Genomic DNA, 24,143 nt, shown 5'->3' with positions numbered 1-24,143 from the left:
ATGGTTCAAGTACCCTAGAACCTTATAGGAAAGCAACTAAAAAACCGATTCCTTCAGAAAAAGAAAAAGCTACCTTTAAATCTCAAGCTAAAGAAACTATCAATAAAATGACCCCAATGGTCTACATCGACGGTTTCACCTCTCGTGATGAGTGGGTGGATTAGTGCTAATGCCGCGTTATCTTAAGTTATCTATCAGTGCAGTATTGTGTGTTTTCACGCTTGGGCTCATGGGCTGTAATGACTACACGCCAAACCCTGAAGACGATATTGCGCTTTTTCAGCCATTTATTGATGCCAATATTAATAAAAAATCGGATGACCCATACATTTCCAGTACCGTGAAACCGGGAGATAAGCTGTACGATATTTTGGTGAATATTCAATATGGGAATAATAAAGAAGCCTATAAATACTTGGAACCTCTTTTAGACAACAAAGATCCAGAAGCACAGTTCTGGTATTCCAAAATGATTTACATGGCAAGTGTAAAATCTATTCCAAAATCTATTCGGTTATATCAAGAGGCAGCAAAAGCTGGAAATGCTTATGCGCAGTTTGAGCTATCACCAGAAGCGGAAGGATGCCTTGCTTATTTTGGTGACAAAGTTTGTACACAAGAGAACTTAACAAAAGCGATTGAGATGTTTAGGCAAAAAGCCAAACAAGGTGATGTGCGAGCGCAATATTTCTTATTAAGAATGCTAAAGCCCGATGGTTCAGTGATTAAGCATGAAACGTATTTTTCAAATAATTATAATTTCACGCATTCAGAAGAAACTCGTCAGCATTACATCAAAGAAGTGATTCGGTTTGCGGAGAATCATTACTACCAACCTTTGATGGATTATGTTGATGCTATTTTGATTTGGGATTTAAATGCTGGGGATTATAAAAACAAAGCGCTTACATCAAAAGAACAAAAAATGATAACTGGTTTGTTTGAAATTATGGTAAACAATAATTATATTCCAGCCTTTAAAAAATATGCCAAGTTTAATCCGAGTGTTAAAGGTGAAGTTTCTAAAAATGCAATATTATTAGGTTCAAAGTCTGGGGTGACAAATTTCTTCAATGAAAAATATGATAGTGATAGTTTTGATGCTTATTATTATTATTATTTATTAAAGTTTAATTTTAATGGTTCAAGTACCCTAGAACCTTATAGGAAAGCAACTAAAAAACCGATTCCTTCAGAAAAAGAAAAAGCTACCTTTAAATCTCAAGCTAAAGAAACTATCAATAAAATGACCCCAATGGTTTTCATCGACGGTTTCACCTCTCGTGATAAGTGGGTGGATTGATCTTCATTAGTAAATAAGCCACTAAATCGAGTTCATATTCCTCTATTTGGTGGCTGTTTCTTTTGCTTAATCGTTAAATGTCACTTCATACGAGGTGAATTTTCGGATATTAATCACGCCAGTATCTAAAATTAAATATTGCCCTTTGATACCTTGTAACTGACCCGTCACAACAGGGTTCTTGTCAAAGTTATGCGAGACAATCTTGACTGGGTGCTGCTCTACCGGATAACAAATCGGGGTAACCTCGGAAGATAAAACGTTGATAGCATCATCGCCAAATTGTTTTTTCACTTCATCAATCGTCGGCTGGATCAAAGGCAATAGCTGGGCGAATTTTTCTTCTAATGCGAGATCTTCACCATTTTCTTTTAATAGAGTGCGCCAGTTAGTTTTATCGGCAATGTGCTTAGCTAATTCAACTTCGATTAGGCCTGAAATATGGCGCGTTTTCACTTTAAAAATTGGTAGGCCTTGGGTCGCACCTTGATCAATCCAACGGGTTGGGATCTGAGTGTGGCGAGTAATGCCCACCTTTATACTTGAAGTGTTTGAAAGGTAGACGTAGTGATCGACCATGCAATTTTCTTCACCCCATATCGGTTCGCGGCAAGTGCCTTGATCGTAGTGGCAGGTTTCCGGTTTCATAATGCACATATCACAGCTTGCCAGTTTTTTCATGCATACAAAACAATGGCCTTGAGAATAGCTTTTCTTGGTTTTTTTACCACACGATGAGCAGAAAATATTGCCAGTGTGAGTTAGGGTAATGGTTTGACCAATATAAGGGTTGAGCGCGATTTTTTCTTCACCAACCAGTAAGGCATATTCAACCTGATTGGCTTGCTCTGAGTTTAAGCGAGAGTTAAGTTTAGATAGGGTTCCAGTGATGTTTAGCGACATATTTTTGACCATGATTTTTAATTTTGTCTAGTCTATCGAAATTTTAGTTGGCTTTATACTCATAGCGCCTTAGTTAATGATTTAATTATCACAGTAGATTGTATGTCTATTATCCCTTTTATGTTGTAGTAACCCTGACGGTTTTAGTTGTAAGTATATGATATGCAAATATTTAGTTAGAGTTTCGAGTGTTAACTCAATGAATCATATAGGCCAAAATTCTCATATGGATTAAAGAATCTATACTTTAATCCATATGAGAATACGAATTTACAAGGAATGAAAATGCTCAATAAACTTTACATTAAAATTGTATTTGTAACTATTGTGCTTAACGTATTTCTATCAATCGGTTATTACTTTTTTGGCCATAATAAAATGCTTGAGATGTCGCCTAAAGATTACCCGTATAAAGTGGCGTCTGATAATTTGGTGGGAGGGAATAGTCAAGTAAGCTTAAACCTAGATGGTGATGTGCCAATCATGTCTTGTCGGCTTATGAAAAGTAATTATCCATGGCCTTATTGTGAAATGATTATTAGCTTATCAGACGATGTTACTCAGGGTGTTGATTTGTCTGGCTATGATCGTGTATTCCTTGATATTGACTATCAAGGGGTACAAGAGGATACGGCAAAAGTTAGAGTAAATATTAGGAACTATGAACCGAGGGTCTTTGATCCTAAAGATGATAATACACTTAAATATAATGGGATTGAGTATCATGCTGGGTTTGGCCAAGGCGGTAAAGAGATTGGTTATGATAAGTTTCAAGTTCTGACTTGGTGGTTGTTTGATTACAATGTGCCAATTGAAGAGTCTGGTGTAAAAATGGATAACGTCTCTAGAATTCAAATCGCGACAGATTCAGGATCAGTAATTGGTGATCATACAATTACGGTGAATAAAATCATTTTTAAAGGTGACTATTTAAGCCCACAGACCTTTGCTTTAGTTTTGCTATCTACTTGGATCTCTGCTGCATTAGCATTCTTGTTTTATGAGTTATTCCAATCGAGAAAGCGAGTTCGAAAAATGGCCGTCTATGCTGCACATTTGAATAAGTTGAATAAAGCTTTAGAAACTAAATATACCGAAGTTTCTTTGATTGCCACGAAAGATGAGCTTACTGGGGCATGCAATCGCAGAGCGATTCGTGAATGGTTAGACAATCTTGCACGCCGAGTTCGATGGGGGACGGGAAGATTATCTATAATCTATGTTGATTTAGACCACTTCAAAGCGGTGAATGATACTTTCGGCCATAATGTTGGTGACCGAGTGCTTCGTGAGTTTGCTGAATTAGTTCATGGGCAGCTACGAGAAGGTGATCGTTTAGTTCGTTGGGGTGGTGAGGAGTTTATTGTCTTTTGTCTTAACGCAGATATTGATAGAGCTTCACAGGTTGCTGAGAGCATTCGTTCTATGGTTGAAAGTTATCAATGGCCTGAAGTAGGAGTATTGACTTGTAGCTTTGGTGTTACCGAAATGACAGCAGGTGAAAGCGTGACAGAAATGATCGCTAGGGCAGATGAAGCTTTATATCATGCCAAAAGCAATGGTCGTAATCGCGTGAAAGTGCTAGAAAAGCTCATTTAATCTAATTTTCTACAGGCTCATTTTCGCTATTGTCTGTTTTAAAATTGGTAATTGAACCTTGTGAGTTGGTATTTTTAATAGGACTGATTGGGCCAAAAAATTTAGGTTGTGAGTGTAAAATATACAAATCTAAAAATGCTTTTGTTCTGGCAAAAACTTCACGAATACGAATGGATAAACCGGATGTTTCAACAGGGCCGGGAACTGCCAAACATTGAGCGTTAATATGGTAATATTGAGCGATGTAGAGCGCTCGTTCACAATGAAAGTCTTGAGTAATAATTAAAAAATTATCAGCAAGAAAAACCTCTTTTGCTCGAACGATAGAGTCTAGAGTTCTAAAACCTGCATAATCAAGATGAATATTCTTTTCTTTAATACCTGCTTTAAGCAAATCTCGCTTCATTGTCCATGGTTCATTATAGGATCGGTGTGCGTTATCACCACTAAGTAGGAAGTCTGTCACTTTTTTTCTACGGTGCAGTTCAATCGCCGCTTCAATTCGATGTGAGTAATAGGTATTTAAAGTATGGCCAATATATTTGCTGGTGCCTAATACTAGACCAAGGTTGTATAGGGGGACATCCGTTATATCGTGATAAATAGCATCTTGTGTTTGCCAACTGATTAGCCGATCAATTAGTACAATGCTACTGAGAAAGAGCACAAATACAATCCCCAGAGTGGTTAAGCTTCTGGTTAGCCATTTTAGTATTAATTGCAGTCGATCTTGGCTTATGATCATAGAGTTAAAGACTATGTTCGAGAGTGATGAAAAATGAGTATGTTCCACATAAAAAATTTCGGTTTATTGTCATGTTAGCATCCATACCATATTACCTGTTATGTGGAGTATTTTAAGATGTTCGATAATAGCAGCGTAATTATACGGTGAAAAATAAAAAAGCCCACTTTGTTTGAATATTAAAGTGGGCTTACATTAGCTTGTCATTATTGTCTAATTTATAGGCATCTAAGTTATCGTTTTAGACTTTATAGAGAGCTAATTAGAATGCGGTACGTTTATAACGACGATATTCAGGTTGCCAAAAACCATTTTCAATTGCCGCTTCAATCGCATCATCTGTGATTGAAAGTGCTACCCCTTGTTCGATGGCTTTTTTCGCTACAGCAAAAGCAATTTTCTTCGATACTGTATGAATTTCTTCTAATGGTGGTAGTAATGCCCCTTTACCTTTTAAAGCGAGTGGTGAGCAAGTCGCAAGCGCTCGGCTGGATTCCATCAACATTTCATCGGTAACACGTGATGCAGAAACAGCAAGTACTCCTAAACCAATCCCCGGAAAAATATAACTATTATTACATTGGGCAATTGGGTAATCTTGGCCTTCAAATTTCACTGGCGCAAAGGGGCTGCCGGTTGCGATCAGCGCTTTACCATTTGTCCATTGGAAAATATCTTGTGGAGTCCCTTCAACGCGACTTGTCGGATTTGATAGTGGGAAGATAATAGGGCGCTCACAATGTGCATGCATGGTTTCAATGACTTCTTGGCTGAATAAGCCTGGTACGCCAGAAACACCAATTAATACTGTTGGTTTAGCATTACGCATGACGTCTAGTAGAGAGTAGCCTTGTTCATCACTTTGCCACTTTGTTAGGTGTTTATTCTTTTGAACAAGTCGCTGTTGGAAATCCAGAAGGTTTTTCATGCCTTGTTGTAGTAGGCCCCAGCGGTCAACCATGTAAACTTGAGCGCGGGCTTGCTCATCGGATAATCCTTCTGACACCATTTGTGCAATAATTGCTTCTGCAATACCACAACCGGCAGAACCTGCACCAACAAAGGTGACTCGTTGCTCAGAAAGCTTACTACCTGCCGCATGACAAGCTGCGATTAATGAACCAACCGTGACCGCTGCTGTGCCTTGAATATCATCATTAAAGCAACATACTTTATTTTTATAGCGCTCAAGTAACGGCATAGCATTTTTTTGCGCAAAGTCTTCGAACTGAATAAGAGCATCAGGCCAGCGGCGTTTGATAGCTTGCATGAAATCATCGACAAATTTGTCATATTCTTCGCCAGTAATACGCGTATGGCGCCAACCCATGTACATAGGGTCGGCAAGACGTTGCGGATTGTTGGTACCCACATCGAGTACGATAGGTAGAGTATAAGCTGGGCTGATCCCACCACACGCGGTGTAAAGAGAAAGCTTACCGATTGGAATACCCATACCGCCGATACCTTGGTCACCAAGCCCTAAAATACGTTCACCATCGGTGACCACGATCACTTTTACATTTTGGCTGGTGGCGTTGTTAACCAAGTCGTCAATGCGATCACGGTTTGGATAAGAAATAAATAAGCCACGACCACGGCGATAAATATTCGAGAAATTCTCACAAGCCGCGCCTACCGTTGGCGTGTAGATAATCGGCATCATTTCAGAGATATGATTTTGCACTAAACGGTAGAAGAGGGTTTCGTTGGTATCTTGAATATTACGTAGATAAATGTGCTTATCCATATCATTTTCAAATGCTTGATACTGTAGGTAAGCACGCTCTACTTGTTCTTGAATAGTTTCTGTTGCTTCAGGTAGTAAACCTTCTAGGTTGAATTCTTTTCTTTCTTCAAAGGTAAAGCCGCTACCTTTATTAAGAAGAGGGGTGGCCATTAATACTGGGCCTGCGTAGGTAATATATAGGGGGCGTTTATCGTTATTCATTGTCGGACTCTTTTTCTACGAGCAATATTTGCTTGGTTCGGAACAGAAACAGTATAGCGCTATATTAAAATGCACATAGTAATTGTAAACAATCTTTCTGTAATGTTTGGCTGTAGCGCACATAAAATTGATTTTAATTTCTGTCTTAAGCGATAATAAAAATGGTGAGAAACCACTTAATGTATTGTTTTTAAGTTAATTTTATATTTTTTGTTTGGTTTTTAAATCGATGAGTTTTAAATACAAAAAAATCAATCATTGTATACATGCTTGTTGATTATCTTGTTTTTAATCGAGAAAGTCTAATTTTTGACGAATGTGAGAGTACCACTGCAAAGGCAATTGAGCGTGCGTAGGCGTGTTTTGCTGCATGCGCGAATAATGGGCAAGTGTCTTTTGGAGATAGCGCTTATTTAGTTTAGCTTGTTCTTGATTGGAATAGTGCCAAATCTGCTCACCAACAGGATGAATATTATCTTGTGGGCTTTGAGGCGCTTCGTTAGACACATGTAAAATTTCATAATATCGGCCGTTATCTTCGATGAGCTTTTCTTGCTTTAAGCTCATATTCAAATTGATTAAGGTTCGGCGCAGGTTAAATTGTTGATAAACCGGGCATAACAGGTAGTCGATCTCTAAATGAAAATATTGCTGTTGTAATGCTTGGATAAATTCCATCATTAAATCGCCACCCACACCGGCAATGATGACCAGTTGTTTACCGGAATACTTTTCTAGCGGGAGGGTTTTGACATCTTGACAATAGACTTGCCATTGAGATGGGCCGTCGTGAAAGAATTGCTCTAAGCGTGTTTGTACTAATGACGTTAACTCGGGAACGATATCGACAAAGTGAATAAACGGGGCTGCTTGGCGTTGTAGCAGTGAGGCACCTAAAAAACCATGGTCACAGCAACAATCCCATATATGTTGGTAATACTGATCTGAGATCATAGATTCAATATGTTGTAGGCGTTTACTTAACTTCATGGTTCTGCTCGTGAATTTAATCGGTCAGCATTGTACTGCGTTATTGGGTATATACCCAAATAACTTCAAAGTGCGAATTTTAACTTGTCCTTCGCGAGCTTCGTCCAAAACCCTTTTTTTTATAAGGGATAGGTTGCATCAGATTGATTTGAAAGATGCTTACATCCCTCTGCCAATCTTCCTTGTTTAAAGGCTTGGATAATAGCTTCGAACTCTGCATCTTAAAGTCACCTGAGAATATGTGTAGATGAGTTCATATCATTTGATTACTACTTCGTCTAAAATCTGTTGTGAGCACCGCTTTCTCGACGTGATTTCAATTCATTGATTAATAAGTAAGGGAATAGATATGACCAATATATCCTCCAATAATAAAACGATTCCAGCACTGTTACTCGGCGCATTCATTTGCATTGGGTTGGTTTTGTTAGGTTACCAACTTGGGGCGTCTGCTATTGAATATAAACAATATGAACGCAGCGTAAACGTGAAAGGACTGGCAGAGAAAGAAGTCGAGGCCAATGTGGTGATTTGGCCGATCCAATTTACTTTAGCTAATAATGACTTATCTTCACTTTATAATGAAGTAGATAAAAGCACCGAAAAAATTAAAGCCTTCCTTTTATTAAAAGGTGTTTCTCCTGATGAAATCAGTTTTAGTGCTCCTGCTATTGTTGATAAATCGGCTCAACAATGGGGGGATAATTCTCGTGCTGAATTTCGCTATTCCGCTAATCAAACCGTGACGGTTTACTCAAATAAAATCGATATTGTGCGAAATGTCATGGCTGAAATGTCAGAACTCGGCAAGCAAGGGATTGTGTTCAGCGGTGACAGTTATTCATCTCAACCCGAATATATCTTCACAGGTCTGAACGAAATTAAACCAGGCATGATTGAAGAAGCCACTAAAAACGCCCGCGTAGTGGCGGAAAAGTTTGCTAAAGATTCCGATAGTCAACTAGGTAAAATTAAGCAAGCATCACAAGGTCAATTTACGATTTCACCAAGAGACAAGAATACGCCTTATATTAAAAAAATCCGTGTAGTTTCTACGGTACAATATTATCTATCAGATTAAATAAACGGCGGATAAATACGAAAGGCATAATCATGAATGAAATAAAAAAACCTGCATTTCGAAGTGGTTTAACATAAAAATGGATGAGAATTCACGAAGATGAAATTGAACGACTAGGTGGTGTGAAGGTATTTATGACGTAGTTGAGAAGCCCGAGTTAGTTTGGTTACTAATTGACGATAACAAAACCCAATAAGAGCGATTTAATTTCACTGATTGGCTTTATATACTCAAGTGACGTTAAGGTGCAGAATTCACCTGAGTATATTTATACTTGGACTGTAAATGGATAAACATTGAGCATGACATCGTAAATAGACATGACAAATAAATTATGAACAAAAATAAAGCCGTATTTCATAGGATTTCAGTTTGGCTTTGTGGGCTGCATTCATTACTATATATACCCAAGTGACTTCAAGATGCAGGATTCAGAGCTATCATCCAAATCTTTAGGCAAGGAAGATTGGCGAAGGAATGTAGGCACCTTTCAAACCAATCTGACGCGGCCTATCTCTTATAAAAAGAAGAGGTTTGAATGAAGCTCCCGAAGGGCAAGTTAAAACAAGCTTTATGTTGCGTTAAATTGAACAGAGATAGAATGACTATGATCATATTCAATTTGCCTTGCCTAAAGCTTGTTTTATTCTTGCTGAAACTTGCACCTTGAGCTTACTTGGGTATAAAGCTATTTTCACTGGCTTTTTATCATGATGAGCAAGATTGCCATTTTGCATAACTTTTTTAATACACGAATTGTTGTAAAAATGATTCGTGATAAAGATGTTGAGCAAAATGGCAGATGTTAAGCCAATTAGGAACTGAACTATCCACAAGACTACCGAATGGTAGGTGAGGAAACGATGCAATTAGAACAAATCATTACCAATGCAACGGCAGCAATAGAGCAGGCAGACTCTGTCGCGGCACTAGAAGATGTGCGTGTACAAGTCTTAGGTAAGAAAGGGGAATTAACCCTTCAATTACAAAGCTTAGGTAAACTTCCACCAGAAGAACGTCGTAGCGCTGGTCAAGAGATCAACAAAGCAAAAGGCTTAGTACAACAGGCCATTGCCGCTCGTAAAGACGCACTACAACGTGCGGAACTTGAAGTAAAACTTGCTGCGGAAACGATTGATGTTTCTCTACCTGGTCGTCGTATTGAAAATGGTGGCTTACACCCAGTCACTCGCACCGTTGAGCGTATTGAGCAGTTCTTTGGTGAGCTTGGCTTTAACGTTGAAGCGGGGCCTGAAATTGAAGATGCATTTCATAACTTTGATGCGTTGAATATTGCAGACGATCACCCAGCACGTACTGACCACGATACTTTCTTCTTTAATCCGGATCTTATGTTACGCACTCATACCTCCGGTGTTCAGATCCGTACGATGGAAAATGGCAAACCACCATTCCGTTTTATTGCACCGGGCCGTGTATATCGTAACGATTACGACCAAACGCATACGCCAATGTTCCACCAAGTGGAAGGTATGCTGGTGGATGAAAATGTGAACTTTGCTCAGCTTAAAGGCATCTTGAACGATTTCTTATGTAATTTCTTTGAAGAAGAAGTGCAAGTGCGTTTCCGTCCTTCATATTTCCCATTCACAGAGCCTTCTGCAGAAGTGGATGTAATGGGTAAAAATGGCAAATGGTTAGAAGTATTAGGTTGTGGCATGGTTCACCCTAATGTGCTTCGTAGTGTTGGCATTGATCCTGAACAATACTCGGGTTTCGCATTTGGTATGGGCGTAGAGCGCTTAACCATGTTGCGTTACGGCGTAAATGACTTACGTGCGTTCTTTGAAAACGATCTTCGTTTCCTTAAACAATTCAAGTAACCGAGAGGATTAATCACAATGAAATTCAACGAATCATGGCTTCGTGAGTGGGTTAACCCTGCGGTTGCAACTGACGAACTAACACATCAAATTACAATGGCTGGTCTAGAAGTCGATGACGTACTTCCTGTTGCGGGCAGCTTTACGGGCGTTAAAGTCGGTAAAGTAGTGGAGTGTGGTCAACATCCAGATGCTGACAAATTACGAGTCACTAAAGTCGATATTGGCGCAGAAGAATTACTAGACATCGTTTGTGGTGCACCAAACTGTCGTGAAGGCTTAACTGTCGCGGTTGCAACGGTAGGCGCGGTTCTTCCGGGTGATTTTAAAATCAAGAAAGCCAAACTACGTGGTCAACCATCACACGGCATGTTGTGTTCATTTACTGAACTTGGTATCGACGTAGAATCTGATGGCATTATGGAATTGGCTGATGATGCCGTTGTCGGTACGGATTTCCGTGAATTCTTAGGACTTGATGATGTGACTATTGATGTTGATCTAACCGCAAACCGCGCGGATTGTTTCAGCGTTCGTGGTATGGCACGTGAAGTTGGTGTATTAAACCGCACTGATGTTACAGAGCCTTCTGTTAATGCCATTGCTCCTGCGATTGATGATACCGTTTCAATTGAAGTAAAAGCACCGGCTGCATGCCCACGTTACCTTGGCCGTGTGGTTAAGAATGTGAATGCTCAAGCTCAGACACCACTTTGGATGCAAGAAAAACTGCGTCGCTGTGGTATTCGTTCTATCGATCCAGTGGTTGATATCACTAACTTCGTTCTATTGGAGCAAGGCCAACCAATGCACGCGTTTGATCTTACCAAGATCGAAGGTGGTATCGTGGTTCGTATGGCTGAGCAAGACGAGAAGCTAACATTACTTGATGGGACGGAAGCGAAATTAAACGCAGATACTCTAGTGGTTGCTGATCAAAATAAAGCTTTGGCTATCGCAGGTATTTTCGGTGGTGAAGAGTCTGGCGTAACGGCTGAAACTAAAGATGTACTACTTGAGTGTGCATTCTTCGCACCGGATCATATCCGTGGTCGCGCTCGTAGCTATGGTTTACATACCGATTCTTCAATGCGTTTTGAACGTGGTGTGGATTACGCACTACAAGCAAGCGCAATGGAACGTGCAACTGAACTGCTTGTTGAAATCTGCGGTGGTGAAGTGGCACCTATTGTAACGGTTGAATCTGAAGCCGATTTACCTAAACCAAATAAAGTAGCATTACGTCGTACTAAACTTGATAACCTACTAGGTCACCATATTGCAGATAGTGATGTGGTTGAGATATTAGAGCGTCTAGGTATGACAGTTGAAACGACGTCTCTTGAAAACGGTGCAGAAGGCTGGACCGCGGTTGCTCCAACATGGCGTTTTGATATTGCAATTGAGCAAGATTTGATTGAAGAAGTGGGGCGTATCTACGGTTACGACAACATTCCAAATCAGGCACCCGTTGCTGGGCTTAGTATGAACGATCATAAAGAAGCGAACCTGCCTCTTAAACGTGTTCGTAATCTGTTAGTTGACCGTGGTTTCCAAGAAGCGATTACCTATAGCTTCGTTGAGCCTGAGCAACAAAAACTGATCGTACCGGATGTTGAGCCGTTAATTCTACCGTTCCCAATTTCAGTAGAAATGTCAGCGATGCGTCTTGGTTTAATCCAAGGTCTATTAAACACTGTGGTTCATAACCAAAAACGTCAGCAACCACGCGTTCGTTTATTCGAATATGGTTTACGTTTTATTCCTTGTGAATCTGCTGAAAACGGCATGCGTCAAGAGCCTATGCTAGCAGGTGTTATTGCTGGTACTCGATCTGAAGAGCATTGGGATATTGAAACCAACACGGTTGACTTTTTTGATCTGAAAGGTGATTTAGAAGCGATTCTTGAACTGACATCAAATGAAATAGCGTATAGCTTTGAGCCTGTTAGTCATCCTGCGCTTCACCCTGGTCAATCAGCAGCGATTGTTGTTGATGGCGAACCGGTAGGCGTGATCGGTACAGTTCACCCAGAGCTTGAGCGTAAGTTTGGCTTAAATGGTCGTACTATCGTATTTGAAATCGAATGGTCAGCGATTGATTCTCGTGTGATCCCAGAAGCAGTAAGCTTATCTAAATTCCCAGCTAACCGTCGTGATATCGCGGTGGTTGTGAAAGAAGACGTTACAAGTGGTGACATTGTAAGTGCATGTCTTGCTAACGGCGGTGAACTTCTCACTGGCGCAAAACTGTTTGATGTGTACCGAGGTAAAGGTGTCGAAGAAGGCAATAAGAGTCTTGCAATTGCTCTAAATCTACAGTCTACCGAGCGTACATTAGAAGATGCCGATATCGCGGCTTCTGTTGATGCAATTGTTGCAGCTTTGACTGAGCAATTTGGTGCAACATTACGCGATTAATAGTGAATTAATGTCGAAATAATCAGATCCGCTCTTGTGAAAATAAGAGCGGATTTTTTGTCTATTGAATTTCAAATACTCCTTCTATCTAAATCTGTTACAAGCATCTCATTCACTGCCCTTCGAGAGCTTCATCTTGAAGTCACTTGGGTATATATTATTTTGATATAAAAATGGGTTATGTATTTAATTGAATGTTGAATACTGTTTACATGGTTGAATCATCTGACAATTGACCGTAGAGTCGACAGATGCAGCTATACCTTGTATTCATGGAGAATACAGGAATCAAAATATAAGGAAATCAGATGCACCAAATTACAAAAGGCTTGTTAGTCACTTCTATTGCCGTATGCCTAACGGCACCAACTTTTGCCGCTCAAGTCCCCGCAGGAGTTCAACTTGCTGAAGAACAAAAATTAGTAAGAGGTAATGGTGACGAAGTTCCAACTCTTGATCCTACTATGTCTTCCGATACCGCAAGCTCGCGTGTTATTTCAGATATGTTTGAAGGATTAGTTACCGAAGACCTTCACGGGAATATTATTCCCGCATTGGCTACCCGGTGGGATATTTCTGAAGATGGCACACAATACACTTTCTATTTACGTGATGCTAAATGGTCAAATGGTGACCCCATTACTGCTGATGACTTTGTTTTTGCTTTACAACGTATTGTGAATCCTAAAACTGGCGCACCATATTCTTGGTACGTTTCAATGGCGAATATTGTCAATGCAGATAAAATCACTAAGGGCGATGCGACTAGCGATAGTCTGGGTGTAAAAGCCATTGATGCTAAAACGTTGCAAGTGAACTTAACAAAGCCGGTGCCACATTTTATAAAGATGTTGGTACATGAAAGTACTTTTGCTCTTCCCGAAAAAGTCGTTAAACAATACCAAGAAGCTTGGACAAAACCCGAGAATATTGTGGTGAGTGGGGCATACAAACTGGCTGACTGGGTGATCAACGAAAAGCTTGTCTTAGAAAGAAATCCTCAATATTGGAACGACAAAGAAACAGTCATTAATCAAGTTACTTATTTACCCATTTCAGATGTTAATGCTGAATATAATCGCTTCCGAACAGGTGAAATTGATATCACCAATGTTGTGCCTCTTGAGCTATATCAAATGATTAAAAAAGAGCGACCAGATGAGCTACTAACCATGCCTTCTTTGGGAACGTATTATTATTTATTCAATATGAAAAAAAAGCCATTTGATGACGAAAGAGTTCGCAAAGCACTGGCGTATTCAATAGATCGTGATGTGGTGGTTGAACGAATTTTAGGGCAAGGGCAGTTACCCGCTTATACCAACACACCTCCAGCAGTCTCTGGTTTTGAAGTACCTAAATTAGAATGGGCAGAAATGTCACAACAAGAACGTAATCAAAAAGCGAAAGCCTTACTTAAAGAAGCGGGTTTTGATCACGCGAATCCATTGAAGTTTGAACTTGAGTATAACACCAGTGAATCACACAAAAAGTTAGCCATTGTGATGGCCTCAATGTGGAAGAAAAATTTAGGGGCTGAAGTAGAGATTGCTAACCAAGAGTGGAAGACCTTTTTACAAACGTTATCTTCAAGTAACTTTTCTGTAGCGCGTTATGCATGGATGGGGGATTACAATGAAGCTTCGACTTTCTTATCCTACTTTGATTCTGAAGGTTTGAACTACGGAGGTTGGAGTAATGCTGAGTATGATGAGGCATTAAAACAAGCATCCTCGGCGAAATCAGAGCAAGAGCGTAACGCTTTATATCAAAAAGCAGAACAAGTTTTTGCCGATGAAATGCCTGCTATCCCAGTTTATTTCTATACACGTTCGGTATTGAAAAACAAGAAGGTTGGCGGATATAGCCAAGATAATGCTTCTGATCACCGCTATACACGAGATTTATATCTAACTAAATAATGTATTCTCTTTACTACAAGCCACCACTTCCATTGAGGTGTTGGCTTTTTCATATTCACCCAATGCATTAAAAAGCAGACAAAGACGGATTGACATGATGCTTCATCTAGTATTGTAGACAATTTAAGGCTTTGCTTTTGTTGATTTTATTTTGATAACATATCTAAAGTTTGAGTTTTTTCTCACTTCTTAATAAAAGTTAAATGTAGGGGTAATAACTGAACATTATTCAATAATGCAATTTATTTAACTGAAAATTCTCTTATATTTGGTTTTATTAACTATCTGCTAGTATATGAATAGCGACTTTAAAAAGAAATTCTAAAGTAAATTTTATACAAACGACCAAAAAAATTTGGCGATAATCATAAGGTTGGCTTACACTTTCGAAGTTATACTTAGCTTTAAGCTTGCTAACTACGTACTAATGCTATAAATACTGCCACTATGGTAGTGATAAATTGAGGGATGTTTTATGGCGCTCACTAAGGCCGATTTGGCTGAAAACCTGTTCGAAAAACTTGGTTATAGTAAACGTGATGCCAAGGATACAGTTGAAGTGTTTTTTGAAGAAATTCGTAAAGCACTAGAAAATGGTGAACAGGTTAAATTGTCTGGTTTTGGTAACTTTGATCTACGTGATAAAAGTGAAAGGCCTGGACGAAACCCTAAAACTGGTGAAGATATTCCAATTTCTGCTCGTCGTGTTGTAACATTCCGACCAGGGCAAAAACTGAAAGCTCGTGTTGAAAATATTAAGATAGAAAAATAAAAACACGATAGTCACTGGAAGAAAGAAGGTCACCCTATTGAGGTGGCCTTTTTATTATCAAATTTTTATAGGTGAATGATGCAAGATCAAGAATTTTGGCATAATAAATGGGCGGAAAATAAAATTGGTTTCCATTTAGAAGATGTGAATCCACTTTTGATTGAATTTTGGAAACTAGTATCTGCTAAGCAAAATCATTCTGTTCTGGTTCCTTTATGTGGAAAAACAGAAGATCTGGTTTGGCTTGCACAAAAACACAATGAAGTGACAGGGGTGGAGCTTAGTAATATCGCGGTGCGAGCCTTTTTTGCTGAACATTTTTATACCCCAATGGTTACGCCACTCAATGGTCAACATGAATTGTATCAGTTTGATGAGTTGTCGATTTATGTTGGAGATTTTTTCACTGCACCATTGACGCAATTTGATCGTATCTATGACCGAGCGGCTTTAATTGCACTGCCTTCTGAGTTGCGTGTTGCTTACGCCGATCGTATTAAATCGTTACTTGCACCGAGTGGGAAGATTTTGTTAGTGACACTGGATTATGACCAATCGGAAATGTCAGGACCACCGTTTAGCGTACCTGCTGAAGAAGTTAAAAGCTTATTTTCAGGTTATAAAGTGACACATTTAAACCGCGATGATGGGGATAGTGAACACCCAAGAATTAAGCGAGGGTTGTCTCGCTTTGCCGAAGAAGTTTGGTTGATTGAATCATAAGTTGTTATCGTTGCTCGAAAATAATGAAACCAATATTATCTTCGAGCAACGAGCAACGAGCAACGAGCAACGAGCAACGAGCAACGAGCAACGAGCAACGAGCAACTAGAAACTAACTTTTACTTTTCCTGCTGCTTCAACGGCATCAGAAACCGCACTTTCAATATTGTCACGTTGTGTCAGTGTAACCCCTAAACGACGGCGACCATCAATATCAGGCTTACCAAAGAGACGAATTTGAGTTTGCGGCGCAGCAAGCGCATCTTGTAGTCCTGTGAAACCAAGGTTTTGTGAATGACCTTCCGCTAGGATCACCGCAGAAGCGCTTGGTCCGTATTGAGTAATGCCGTTAATTGGTAAGCCAGTAAATGCACGAACATGTAGAGCGAATTCTGATAACTCCTGCGAAATTAAAGTCACCATGCCGGTATCGTGCGGGCGAGGGGAGACTTCACTGAAAATCACTTCATCGCCTTTGACAAAAAGCTCGACACCAAATAGTCCATAACCGCCTAAAGCATTCACCACTTTCTCTGCCATTTGCTCAGCGGCCGTTAATGCTGCTTGCGACATGGCTTGTGGTTGCCAAGATTCACGATAATCACCATCTTCTTGTCGGTGTCCAATCGGAGCGCAAAAATGCACGCCATCAACAGCACGAACAGTTAGCAGTGTGATTTCATAATCAAAATCGACAAAGCCTTCAACGATCACTCTACCAGCTCCCGCACGACCACCTTCTTGTGCGTATTGCCACGCAGACTCCATATCTGCTTCGCTTTTAATTACGCTTTGGCCTTTACCCGATGAGCTCATGATGGGTTTTACCACGCAAGGTATAGCAACAAATTCTACTGCTTGTTTGAATTCTTCATAAGTATCACAGAAACGGTAGGGAGAGGTTGTTACACCAAGATCTTCAGCAGCTAAACGACGAATACCTTCACGATTCATGGTTAGTTTCGTTGCATTGGCTGTTGGAACTATGTTGATACCTTTTTGTTCTAGCTCAACCAGCTTGTCAGTCGCAATTGCTTCAATTTCAGGAACAACGTAATCTGGCTTTTCTTGCTCGATAATAGCTTCAATTGCATCGCCATCTAACATATCAACAGTATAGCTGCGGTGGGCAACTTGCATTGCTGGGGCATTGGTGTAGCGGTCTAATGCAATGACTTCCAAGCCTAAACGATGGCATTCAATGGCTACTTCTTTACCGAGTTCACCTGAACCTAGTAGAAGTACTTTTGTGGCAGAAGGAGAGGTCGCCGTTCCAAACATGTTTTTATTCCTATAGAAGATCTATTTTGATACCCATTTATTAAGTAGGTAATTATTTGGGGTGATTTTAATGGTGGGCAAACGTTTGCGCAACAAGTTAGAACGAATTTCTTTTAATAAAAAGTCCGTAAACCATATTGAGTACAGTTTACGGACAGTTTGTCATCTAACTTTGGTATCCATACTTAAATGGATAGTTTAAATAGATAAATAATCAATCGTGATATCAGGATTAATCGCTTCTAGTGTCGATTGGGTTTCTGCTAAGTGACTAATTGTTCCATTGGCATTTTCTGCTAGTACCGCGGATTCAATATTAGCCAGTTCTTCACCCGCTAATAGCAATAGGTTAATCGCAACTTGTAATGGCGGTAAGCTTGGGTTAAATGCGGCGTTTTCTGCATAACTGCCTGAGTAAATAGCACCAGACTGTGTCTGTAATGCCACACCACTGTAATTATTGCTGTATGGTGCGTAGCTGTTATTTAACGCTTTTACAGCAGCGGTAATCGCTGCATTATCACTATCAAACTGATAACGGTGTTGGTGGTTATCCATTAAGCGAGCTTCGATGCCTAAATCTTTAGGGCCAAAGGATTCCGGTAGTAATTCCGCTAATCGATAAGCAGGGCGCTCAGGAAGTTGAATGGATAGGTTCTCAATACCATTCAATTCATTCATAAACTGTCGGCAGTGACCACAAGGTGTGTAATTAATAGTGATGTCTTTTAGCCCTGTTTCACCTTTCATCCATGCATGGCTAATGGCTGATTGTTCAGCATGAACGGTTTGGTTTAACTGTACGCCAGCAATTTCAATATTTGCTCCAAAGTAAACATTTCCAGATAGACCTTCGGCGATAGCACCAACGTGGAAGTCAGAAATTTCACAATAAGCACGCGTTGCCGCGATTGGTAATAAGGCGAGTTTAAATTCCGTGTCAGTCATTCCCGATTGTGATAACAATGCTTGATAATCCGTTGCAGAGAAGTGTCCATTGAAGTCAGCCTTTTGCATTTGAGAAACAATACGATCAGCAAGCTCTGTAGGTAAGTGTGCTACAGATTCTGGGTTAAAAGATTGAGTCATTTGATATCCTTGTAATTCACGTATAAGTGAGCGGTTAAGCTCCTTTTTGTGTAATTATATTTAATCGTTACATATTTATTGTGCAATAAGTCAAATTATGGAGTGAGATCGCGTGAGTGAGTAGTTTCAATAGTCAAAAACACTACTTAGATCGAGTTTTGTTGCATAAAGCTTGTTTTAACTTGCCCTTCGGGAGCTTCATCCAACCCCTTTTACCGCGTCAGATTGGTTTGGAAGGTGCTTACATTCCTTCGCCAATCTTCCTTGCCTAAAGGTCTGGATGATAGCTCTGAATTCTGTATCTTGAAGTCACTTGGGTATAGACAAATAAGGAGCCAAATCAGCTCCTTATTAATGTAGTGTGTAGATTGTTCTTTATCGCTCTAGCCAATAAAGCCACCAACCCAGAGACAGAAAGCAAAAAATAGTGGGGCAAGAATTGAAGTGATAATGCCGCATGTCACTAGGGCAAGAGAACTAAACGCCGCATCTTCAGCGTCTTTTTCAGCGCAGGTTGCGGTACCTAAAGCGTGCGATACCGTACCCATGGTTAACCCTTTGGCTATTGGGTGCGTAACCCCTAAAAATGAATAGATAGGGTAGGCAAACACCGAGCCAAATACACCAACAATTAGCACCAAGATTGCCGCAATAGCAGGTTCACCACCTAAGCTTTTACCTACTTCCATGGCTATCGGGGTGGTAACTGATTTACCCATAAAGCTTGCTACTAGCGTTGGATCGGTGTGTAAAGCAACAGCAATAAGCCCAGCGGTGAGCATCGACATTGCGCTACCTACGCCACAAGCTAAAAAGATGATTTTCCAATTTTGGCGAATTTGTGGAAGTTGTTCGTATAACGGATAAGCGAGCGCGACGACTGCTGGCTGAAGTAAAAAAGTCATCCAATCATTTTGTGCGTAATACACCTCATAAGGCACATCGAGCGCCATTAGAATGGGGATAATAATTATGATGCTTAGTAGTAAAGGGTTAGCTAATGGATTGTTTACCTTATTGGCAAACCAACGTACTGCAAAGAAAACCACAAAGGTGAGTAGAAGCCACATGATTATTTATCCTCACTTGCTTTATTAGTAAGGATTTTTTGTAGTCCCAGTGCAAGCAATACTAATACGATCGTCGTTGCTCCGACACTGCTTGCAAAAATGGAGAGAGCGTTATCAATCAATAAAGGGAAGTGATCCATTAAGCCGACACTGATGGGTACAAACAGAATGATCATATAGCGAATGAATAATTGCGCACCGGGCTTGACCCACTGCACTTTGACTAACCCAGAGACCAGTAGCGCGAATAAAATCAGCATGCCGAAAATGCTGCCGGGTACGGATAAATGAAAAAAGTGCTGAATGGCATTACCTGCCCACAAACTCACCATAATCAGTGCGAATGATAAAGCATAATTGAGCATTTGCTTGAACACGTTGGACTCCTAGGACGGAACAAGAGTTAAGAAACGAGAGATTCTACATATTGATAGACAGATTTTAGAATCTCGATCTTAGCAGCATCAGTTTCATACTCATGAGCGAGATTTTCAAGATTGAGCATGTACTCTTCAATATTGCTTTCATAGTACTCACGGCAATGTGCAAGCCATTTTTGTTGCTCAGCTTCGGTCAATGTCCATGGGAAATGACGCGCGCGATAGCGGAACAACAAAGGTTCGATACGAGCATCTTTTACCGATAAATCTAATCCAGCGAGCTTTTCTGGCTCGGTTTCTCGAATAATATCGATAGTCGCTTTGTCTGCCGGTGAAAAGAAGCCGCTATAGAGTTGAGTATCGACGTTATTATCTTGCTTAAATTCACGCTCAATATTGTAGATAGCAATCAGCTTTTCTCGAATTTCTGGGTGCGATTTTAAAAGCGCGAGATTATCTAAACATTGTTTGCGATCAATACCGATTCGATCAGCATTTTCAGCGGTGAGGGTTTTGGCTGGCGCAAGAACAGGGCACTTATTAAGATGAACAAGTTTAAGAGGAACAGGAAGTTCATTAGGTGCGAGATCATCACGCTTGGTGTACATGCGTTGATGTAGCGTTTCAGCATCTAGCTCGATGAGCGGCGTTGGATCCATTGCCAAGTTAACGGTGATTACCGCATTGTTATTGGTTGGATGCCAAGCCATCGGCACGATCCAACTAATATTGGAACATTGAACGCCAAACATGCCAGAAACATGCACCAGCGGCGTCATATTAACAATATCGACGAGTTCATTGAGTTTACGCTTGTGGCGCATACTTAATAGGTAGTTGAACAGTTTCGGTTGGGCTTGCTTGATTTTCTTAGCCAGTTCAATAGTGGCAATAACATCGGCCATCGCATCATGCGCATTGCTGTGTTCAATACCATTGGCTACCGAAAGGTGTTCTAGTTTAAAGCTTGGAAAGCCTTCATCATTTTCTGGCCAGTTAATACCGTCTGGGCGCAATGCATAACAAGTGCGCATAATATCCAGTAAATCCCAACGTGAATTACCATTCTGCCAAGACCAAGCATACGGATCGTAAAAATTACGATAAAGAGTATAACGTGTCACTTCATCATCAAAGCGGATGCTGTTGTAACCAAGTGAGATGGTATTTGGGGTGGCAAGCTCTTTATGGATGCGGCGGATGAACTCTGGCTCAGGTAAACCATCTTTAACGGCTTTTTGAGGTTTGATACCGGTAATGAGTGCAGCTTCAGGCGAAGGCAGATAATCACTCGGCGGCTGGCAATAAATCACCAAAGGCTCACCGATGATATTGAAATCCATATCAGTACGAACACCAGCAAATTGACTCGGTCGGTCTTTGGCTGGACTAACACCCCATGTTTCATAATCCAAAAAGAAAAAGGTTGGGGCGTTTTCGTTACTCATGGGAACTTCCAGAAAGTTATTGTCTTTAATATCGGTATATTACCCCTAAGTACCACGTAAAGAAATGGCTTCTCGTTTTTTAGGCCAGTTTTTATCTATAGCGTCATGATTCTTTTTTATCGATATTTTCATTCCACATGGCATAGGATCTCAAACGAGAATCGCACCTCACCGCCATCAGAATAAATGCTAATTTGAAAGCAAAAATGGAGTGGATATCTCATACAGTGTATTTATACAGTTATAATGCCATTTTTCGGTTTTTAACAAACGTTGAGTGAAAGCGAGAACTATTCTCTAAATGGTGTCCATCCAATTTAACCGTAAACAATTGTTAATTAATAGTATTTTTCATTTATGGTGCATTCGTCATTATAACAATTGGCTCGTTAAACCCAGTTCTCGCTTTCTACATCGCATAAAATCGGCTAATTGCTTTTAAAAATCCATCATTAGAGTATCTTATGGTGATAAATGAATGGATTAGCAGTGAACGTGTTGAAAAATCTTCGGGTTTATCCGCGTTTCTTGCTAATTCACTGTTAAGTTACTGAGGTAATATCGTGCAAAATAATGAATTTATCGATACATATTCAGATGACATAATCTATTTGATCGAAGCAAGAAAAGCCTTAATTAAAGATCCTATGGTTAATAACCTCGAGCCTTTATGTACAGCATCTCTGTCAAGAATCTTAATTGTGTTTACTATTGGCACCATTGAGGCGTCGCTAGAGCACTGGAATGAAGATGATCAAACAGGAATCTTAGGAAATTACTTTCAAAGTAATTGTTCCAATAAACAGAGAATTGAGTCGTTAGAAAATGCTTTTACCGAAAAAGGCATTATTGTTGACAGCGAAATATTTAAAGATTTCCTAGCTATAAAATACCTTCGAAATACCATAGTACATGCATCATGGAACGACCGAGGTAAAGAGTATTTAATAGAGCGAGATTTCCCAACTGATACAAGACAGTTAAATGAAAAACATTGGAAAAGAATTGTCACCATCCATAATAATATGCTGATGTATTTGGGTATGACAAAAGTTTCTAGTTTAACAGGACTCTCTGGGAAAATTGAAACTCAGGAATATCAAGAAAACGAGTTGAGGAAAATATTTAAGAGGAAAGATATTGCCTTAATCTATTGGTCAAATATGGAACGTATTAATTGGATAATTAAAGATTACATTCAATCATTTGTGCAAAGAAATGGTGCTGTAGACAAAGAAGAAATATATAAAATATTTGTTGAGCATAGTGACTACACACTAGATTTTGATTGTGTTGATGCTATTCAAGCATGGGACGAATATAAGAGGTTAACTTTTGACCTTGCAAGAATTACGAAAGAAAAATTGGTTATTTGCAAAAAAATACTTTGGTCATTACATGAAAATAACAATTATCCAATGATACAGTCATTCATAACTCCACAAAATGTGCCAAGGGAATCCTTAGAAAAATACGAGTCAGATTACTTGGCGCACATTTTTCAAGGTGAAAAGGAGTTTAGTACTAGCGAAATACATGAAACTCTCTCTATGGGAGAAAATGTGTATTGGATGTCAAAAAATGACACCGCAATAAACATGCTGGTTAATGTGCTACCTGTAGCTTTTTCAAATCAAGTAGAAGACTTATCTGAGCGCGTTGAATTCGCATTGCTTGCATTTCAGGTTAGAGAGTTATGGTATTGGTTTGTTGAGAGAAAAGAAAATCCCGGAAAGTCATTTTGGCTTACCTTTGCGTTAGACAATGTAACTTAACAAGAGTTTTCAAGTCGGACAAAAAACAATTGGCTTTGTTCGTCCCTCACAAATTGTAGCCAACTATTTTTAGCCGCTTAAAACGGCGTTATAAGCCCAAGGAGTATCATGGCAACCACCGAGCTTGAAGTAATCGATACAGCAATAAAAATTGGCTTAGGTAGTTTAATTACACTGACCGGCACATTTTTAGTTACTTGGCTAAATCATCGCAATGAACGTAAGAAAGAAAGCCGTAAAAGGTTTTATGATTCACTAGAGTCAGTGAGTACAAATATTGAAGAAATAACTCATGTTTCATTACGCTATTGGGCATTAGTAATTGAATGGGTTAGAAATAATGCTCAAGAAATGGATTTAAATGAAAAACGTAGTGAAGAATTAGATAAAACCAAATCAGATTTATTCGATCAATTTAAAAAATTAACAGTGGCAGAGTCAAAATTAATGCTACTAGGTTTAACTAATATATCGACTCAAATAAGAGATTATGGTGAGTTTTTAAAAGAGTTTCGAAGAAAATACTATGACGGTAAAGAGTCGTTAACTGAAAGTGATATGGACGAAGTAAGATCTGATCTTTTAAACAAAAGAAAAGCCATTTTTAGTGAACTAGCAAAGTCATATAAAAAGGGCTTATAACAAGTCACTCAAAAGGACAAAAAACAGTTGGTTTTTGCTCCTGCGTCGCTTATTTTAACCAACTATTTTTTGCCTCTTAATGGGGCGTTGGTATGACTCCCACTGTCAAGTAGAGCGCAAAAATTCTACCCATTTATTTTGGGCATTCTTTCTTTAAAAAAGAGATAGTGTTAACGCATTGCTCAAGCAAGCACTTTCGTCGGT

The 24,143-nt window shown here is 39.6% G+C and carries 19 protein-coding genes; 10 read left to right on the top strand and 9 right to left on the bottom strand.

From position 1 onward, the window contains the following. The first annotated feature begins 169 nt into the window (after positions 1 to 169). On the top strand, positions 170 to 1,303 hold the full coding sequence (locus ACE3G9_RS15135) for a tetratricopeptide repeat protein (protein WP_449219583.1): 1,134 nt from the start codon (positions 170 to 172) through the stop codon (positions 1,301 to 1,303). A gap of 66 nt (positions 1,304 to 1,369) precedes the next feature. Here the strand turns inward: ACE3G9_RS15135 and ACE3G9_RS15130 are convergent, their stop codons facing one another. After that, a complete protein-coding gene (locus tag ACE3G9_RS15130; protein ID WP_449219582.1) occupies positions 1,370 to 2,206 on the bottom strand; it encodes a DUF2797 domain-containing protein in 837 nt (278 codons plus the stop codon). Positions 2,207 to 2,491: 285 nt separating this feature from the next. Here ACE3G9_RS15130 and ACE3G9_RS15125 point away from each other — a divergent pair, with 285 nt between their 5' ends. Beyond that, complete coding sequence (locus tag ACE3G9_RS15125; RefSeq protein WP_417879010.1) at positions 2,492 to 3,805, top strand: GGDEF domain-containing protein; 1,314 nt, start codon at positions 2,492 to 2,494, stop codon at positions 3,803 to 3,805. A 1-nt stretch (position 3,806) separates the two neighbouring features. Here the strand turns inward: ACE3G9_RS15125 and ACE3G9_RS15120 are convergent, their stop codons facing one another. From ACE3G9_RS15120 to ACE3G9_RS15110, 3 genes are all read right to left on the bottom strand, one after another. Beyond that, positions 3,807 to 4,550: a SanA/YdcF family protein gene (locus tag ACE3G9_RS15120; RefSeq protein WP_449219581.1), complete on the bottom strand. Its 744-nt coding sequence runs from the start codon at positions 4,548 to 4,550 to the stop codon at positions 3,807 to 3,809. A 262-nt stretch (positions 4,551 to 4,812) separates the two neighbouring features. After that, complete coding sequence (locus ACE3G9_RS15115; RefSeq protein ID WP_417879008.1) at positions 4,813 to 6,501, bottom strand: NAD-dependent malic enzyme; 1,689 nt, start codon at positions 6,499 to 6,501, stop codon at positions 4,813 to 4,815. Positions 6,502 to 6,789: 288 nt separating this feature from the next. After that, positions 6,790 to 7,491: a tRNA (adenine(22)-N(1))-methyltransferase gene (locus ACE3G9_RS15110; protein WP_417879007.1), complete on the bottom strand. Its 702-nt coding sequence runs from the start codon at positions 7,489 to 7,491 to the stop codon at positions 6,790 to 6,792. Between the two features lie 349 nt (positions 7,492 to 7,840). On the opposite strand from ACE3G9_RS15110, the gene ACE3G9_RS15105 reads away from it, so the two are divergent. The 6 genes from ACE3G9_RS15105 to ACE3G9_RS15080 all read left to right on the top strand — a co-directional run bounded on the left by ACE3G9_RS15105 (position 7,841) and on the right by ACE3G9_RS15080 (position 16,254). Beyond that, positions 7,841 to 8,572 (top strand): SIMPL domain-containing protein, encoded by a 732-nt coding sequence (locus tag ACE3G9_RS15105; RefSeq protein ID WP_417879006.1) that lies wholly within the window; start codon positions 7,841 to 7,843, stop codon positions 8,570 to 8,572. Positions 8,573 to 9,435: 863 nt separating this feature from the next. Next, on the top strand, positions 9,436 to 10,416 hold the full coding sequence (pheS, locus tag ACE3G9_RS15100; RefSeq protein WP_449219580.1) for a phenylalanine--tRNA ligase subunit alpha: 981 nt from the start codon (positions 9,436 to 9,438) through the stop codon (positions 10,414 to 10,416). Positions 10,417 to 10,434: 18 nt separating this feature from the next. Next, positions 10,435 to 12,837 carry a phenylalanine--tRNA ligase subunit beta gene (gene pheT, locus ACE3G9_RS15095; RefSeq protein WP_449219579.1) on the top strand — a complete coding sequence of 801 codons (2,403 nt, stop codon included), beginning with the start codon at positions 10,435 to 10,437 and terminating at the stop codon, positions 12,835 to 12,837. Between the two features lie 308 nt (positions 12,838 to 13,145). After that, on the top strand, positions 13,146 to 14,759 hold the full coding sequence (locus ACE3G9_RS15090; RefSeq protein WP_449219578.1) for a peptide ABC transporter substrate-binding protein: 1,614 nt from the start codon (positions 13,146 to 13,148) through the stop codon (positions 14,757 to 14,759). Positions 14,760 to 15,234: 475 nt separating this feature from the next. Then, positions 15,235 to 15,531, top strand: coding sequence for an integration host factor subunit alpha (gene ihfA / locus ACE3G9_RS15085; protein WP_027697326.1), 297 nt, complete (start codon positions 15,235 to 15,237; stop codon positions 15,529 to 15,531). Between the two features lie 78 nt (positions 15,532 to 15,609). Next, positions 15,610 to 16,254 carry a thiopurine S-methyltransferase gene (locus tag ACE3G9_RS15080; protein ID WP_449219577.1) on the top strand — a complete coding sequence of 215 codons (645 nt, stop codon included), beginning with the start codon at positions 15,610 to 15,612 and terminating at the stop codon, positions 16,252 to 16,254. Positions 16,255 to 16,359: 105 nt separating this feature from the next. Here the strand turns inward: ACE3G9_RS15080 and purT are convergent, their stop codons facing one another. The 5 genes from purT to sbcB form a co-directional block, all read right to left on the bottom strand. Continuing rightward, positions 16,360 to 17,535: a formate-dependent phosphoribosylglycinamide formyltransferase gene (gene purT, locus ACE3G9_RS15075; protein ID WP_449219576.1), complete on the bottom strand. Its 1,176-nt coding sequence runs from the start codon at positions 17,533 to 17,535 to the stop codon at positions 16,360 to 16,362. A gap of 198 nt (positions 17,536 to 17,733) precedes the next feature. Continuing rightward, complete coding sequence (cdd, locus tag ACE3G9_RS15070; RefSeq protein WP_449219575.1) at positions 17,734 to 18,624, bottom strand: cytidine deaminase; 891 nt, start codon at positions 18,622 to 18,624, stop codon at positions 17,734 to 17,736. Between the two features lie 383 nt (positions 18,625 to 19,007). Continuing rightward, entirely contained in the window at positions 19,008 to 19,694 is a 687-nt protein-coding gene (locus ACE3G9_RS15065) for a CidB/LrgB family autolysis modulator (RefSeq protein WP_417878999.1), read from the bottom strand. Between the two features lie 2 nt (positions 19,695 to 19,696). Further along, entirely contained in the window at positions 19,697 to 20,059 is a 363-nt protein-coding gene (locus ACE3G9_RS15060; RefSeq protein WP_267135480.1) for a CidA/LrgA family protein, read from the bottom strand. A gap of 38 nt (positions 20,060 to 20,097) precedes the next feature. Beyond that, the gene (gene sbcB, locus ACE3G9_RS15055) at positions 20,098 to 21,522 is read right to left on the bottom strand and encodes an exodeoxyribonuclease I (protein ID WP_449219574.1); all 1,425 of its coding nucleotides are present in this window, start codon (positions 21,520 to 21,522) and stop codon (positions 20,098 to 20,100) included. 563 nt (positions 21,523 to 22,085) lie between these two features. Between sbcB and ACE3G9_RS15050 the strand changes: the two genes are divergently transcribed. Further along, entirely contained in the window at positions 22,086 to 23,297 is a 1,212-nt protein-coding gene (locus ACE3G9_RS15050; RefSeq protein ID WP_449219573.1) for a hypothetical protein, read from the top strand. Between the two features lie 108 nt (positions 23,298 to 23,405). Beyond that, the gene (locus tag ACE3G9_RS15045; RefSeq protein WP_449219572.1) at positions 23,406 to 23,939 is read left to right on the top strand and encodes a hypothetical protein; all 534 of its coding nucleotides are present in this window, start codon (positions 23,406 to 23,408) and stop codon (positions 23,937 to 23,939) included. Positions 23,940 to 24,143: the final 204 nt, after the last annotated feature.

It is taken from the genome of Vibrio sp. E150_018, from assembly GCF_053544035.1.
Note: the sequence above shows the minus strand (reverse complement) of the source record. Positions and strands in the feature narration are given on the sequence as shown.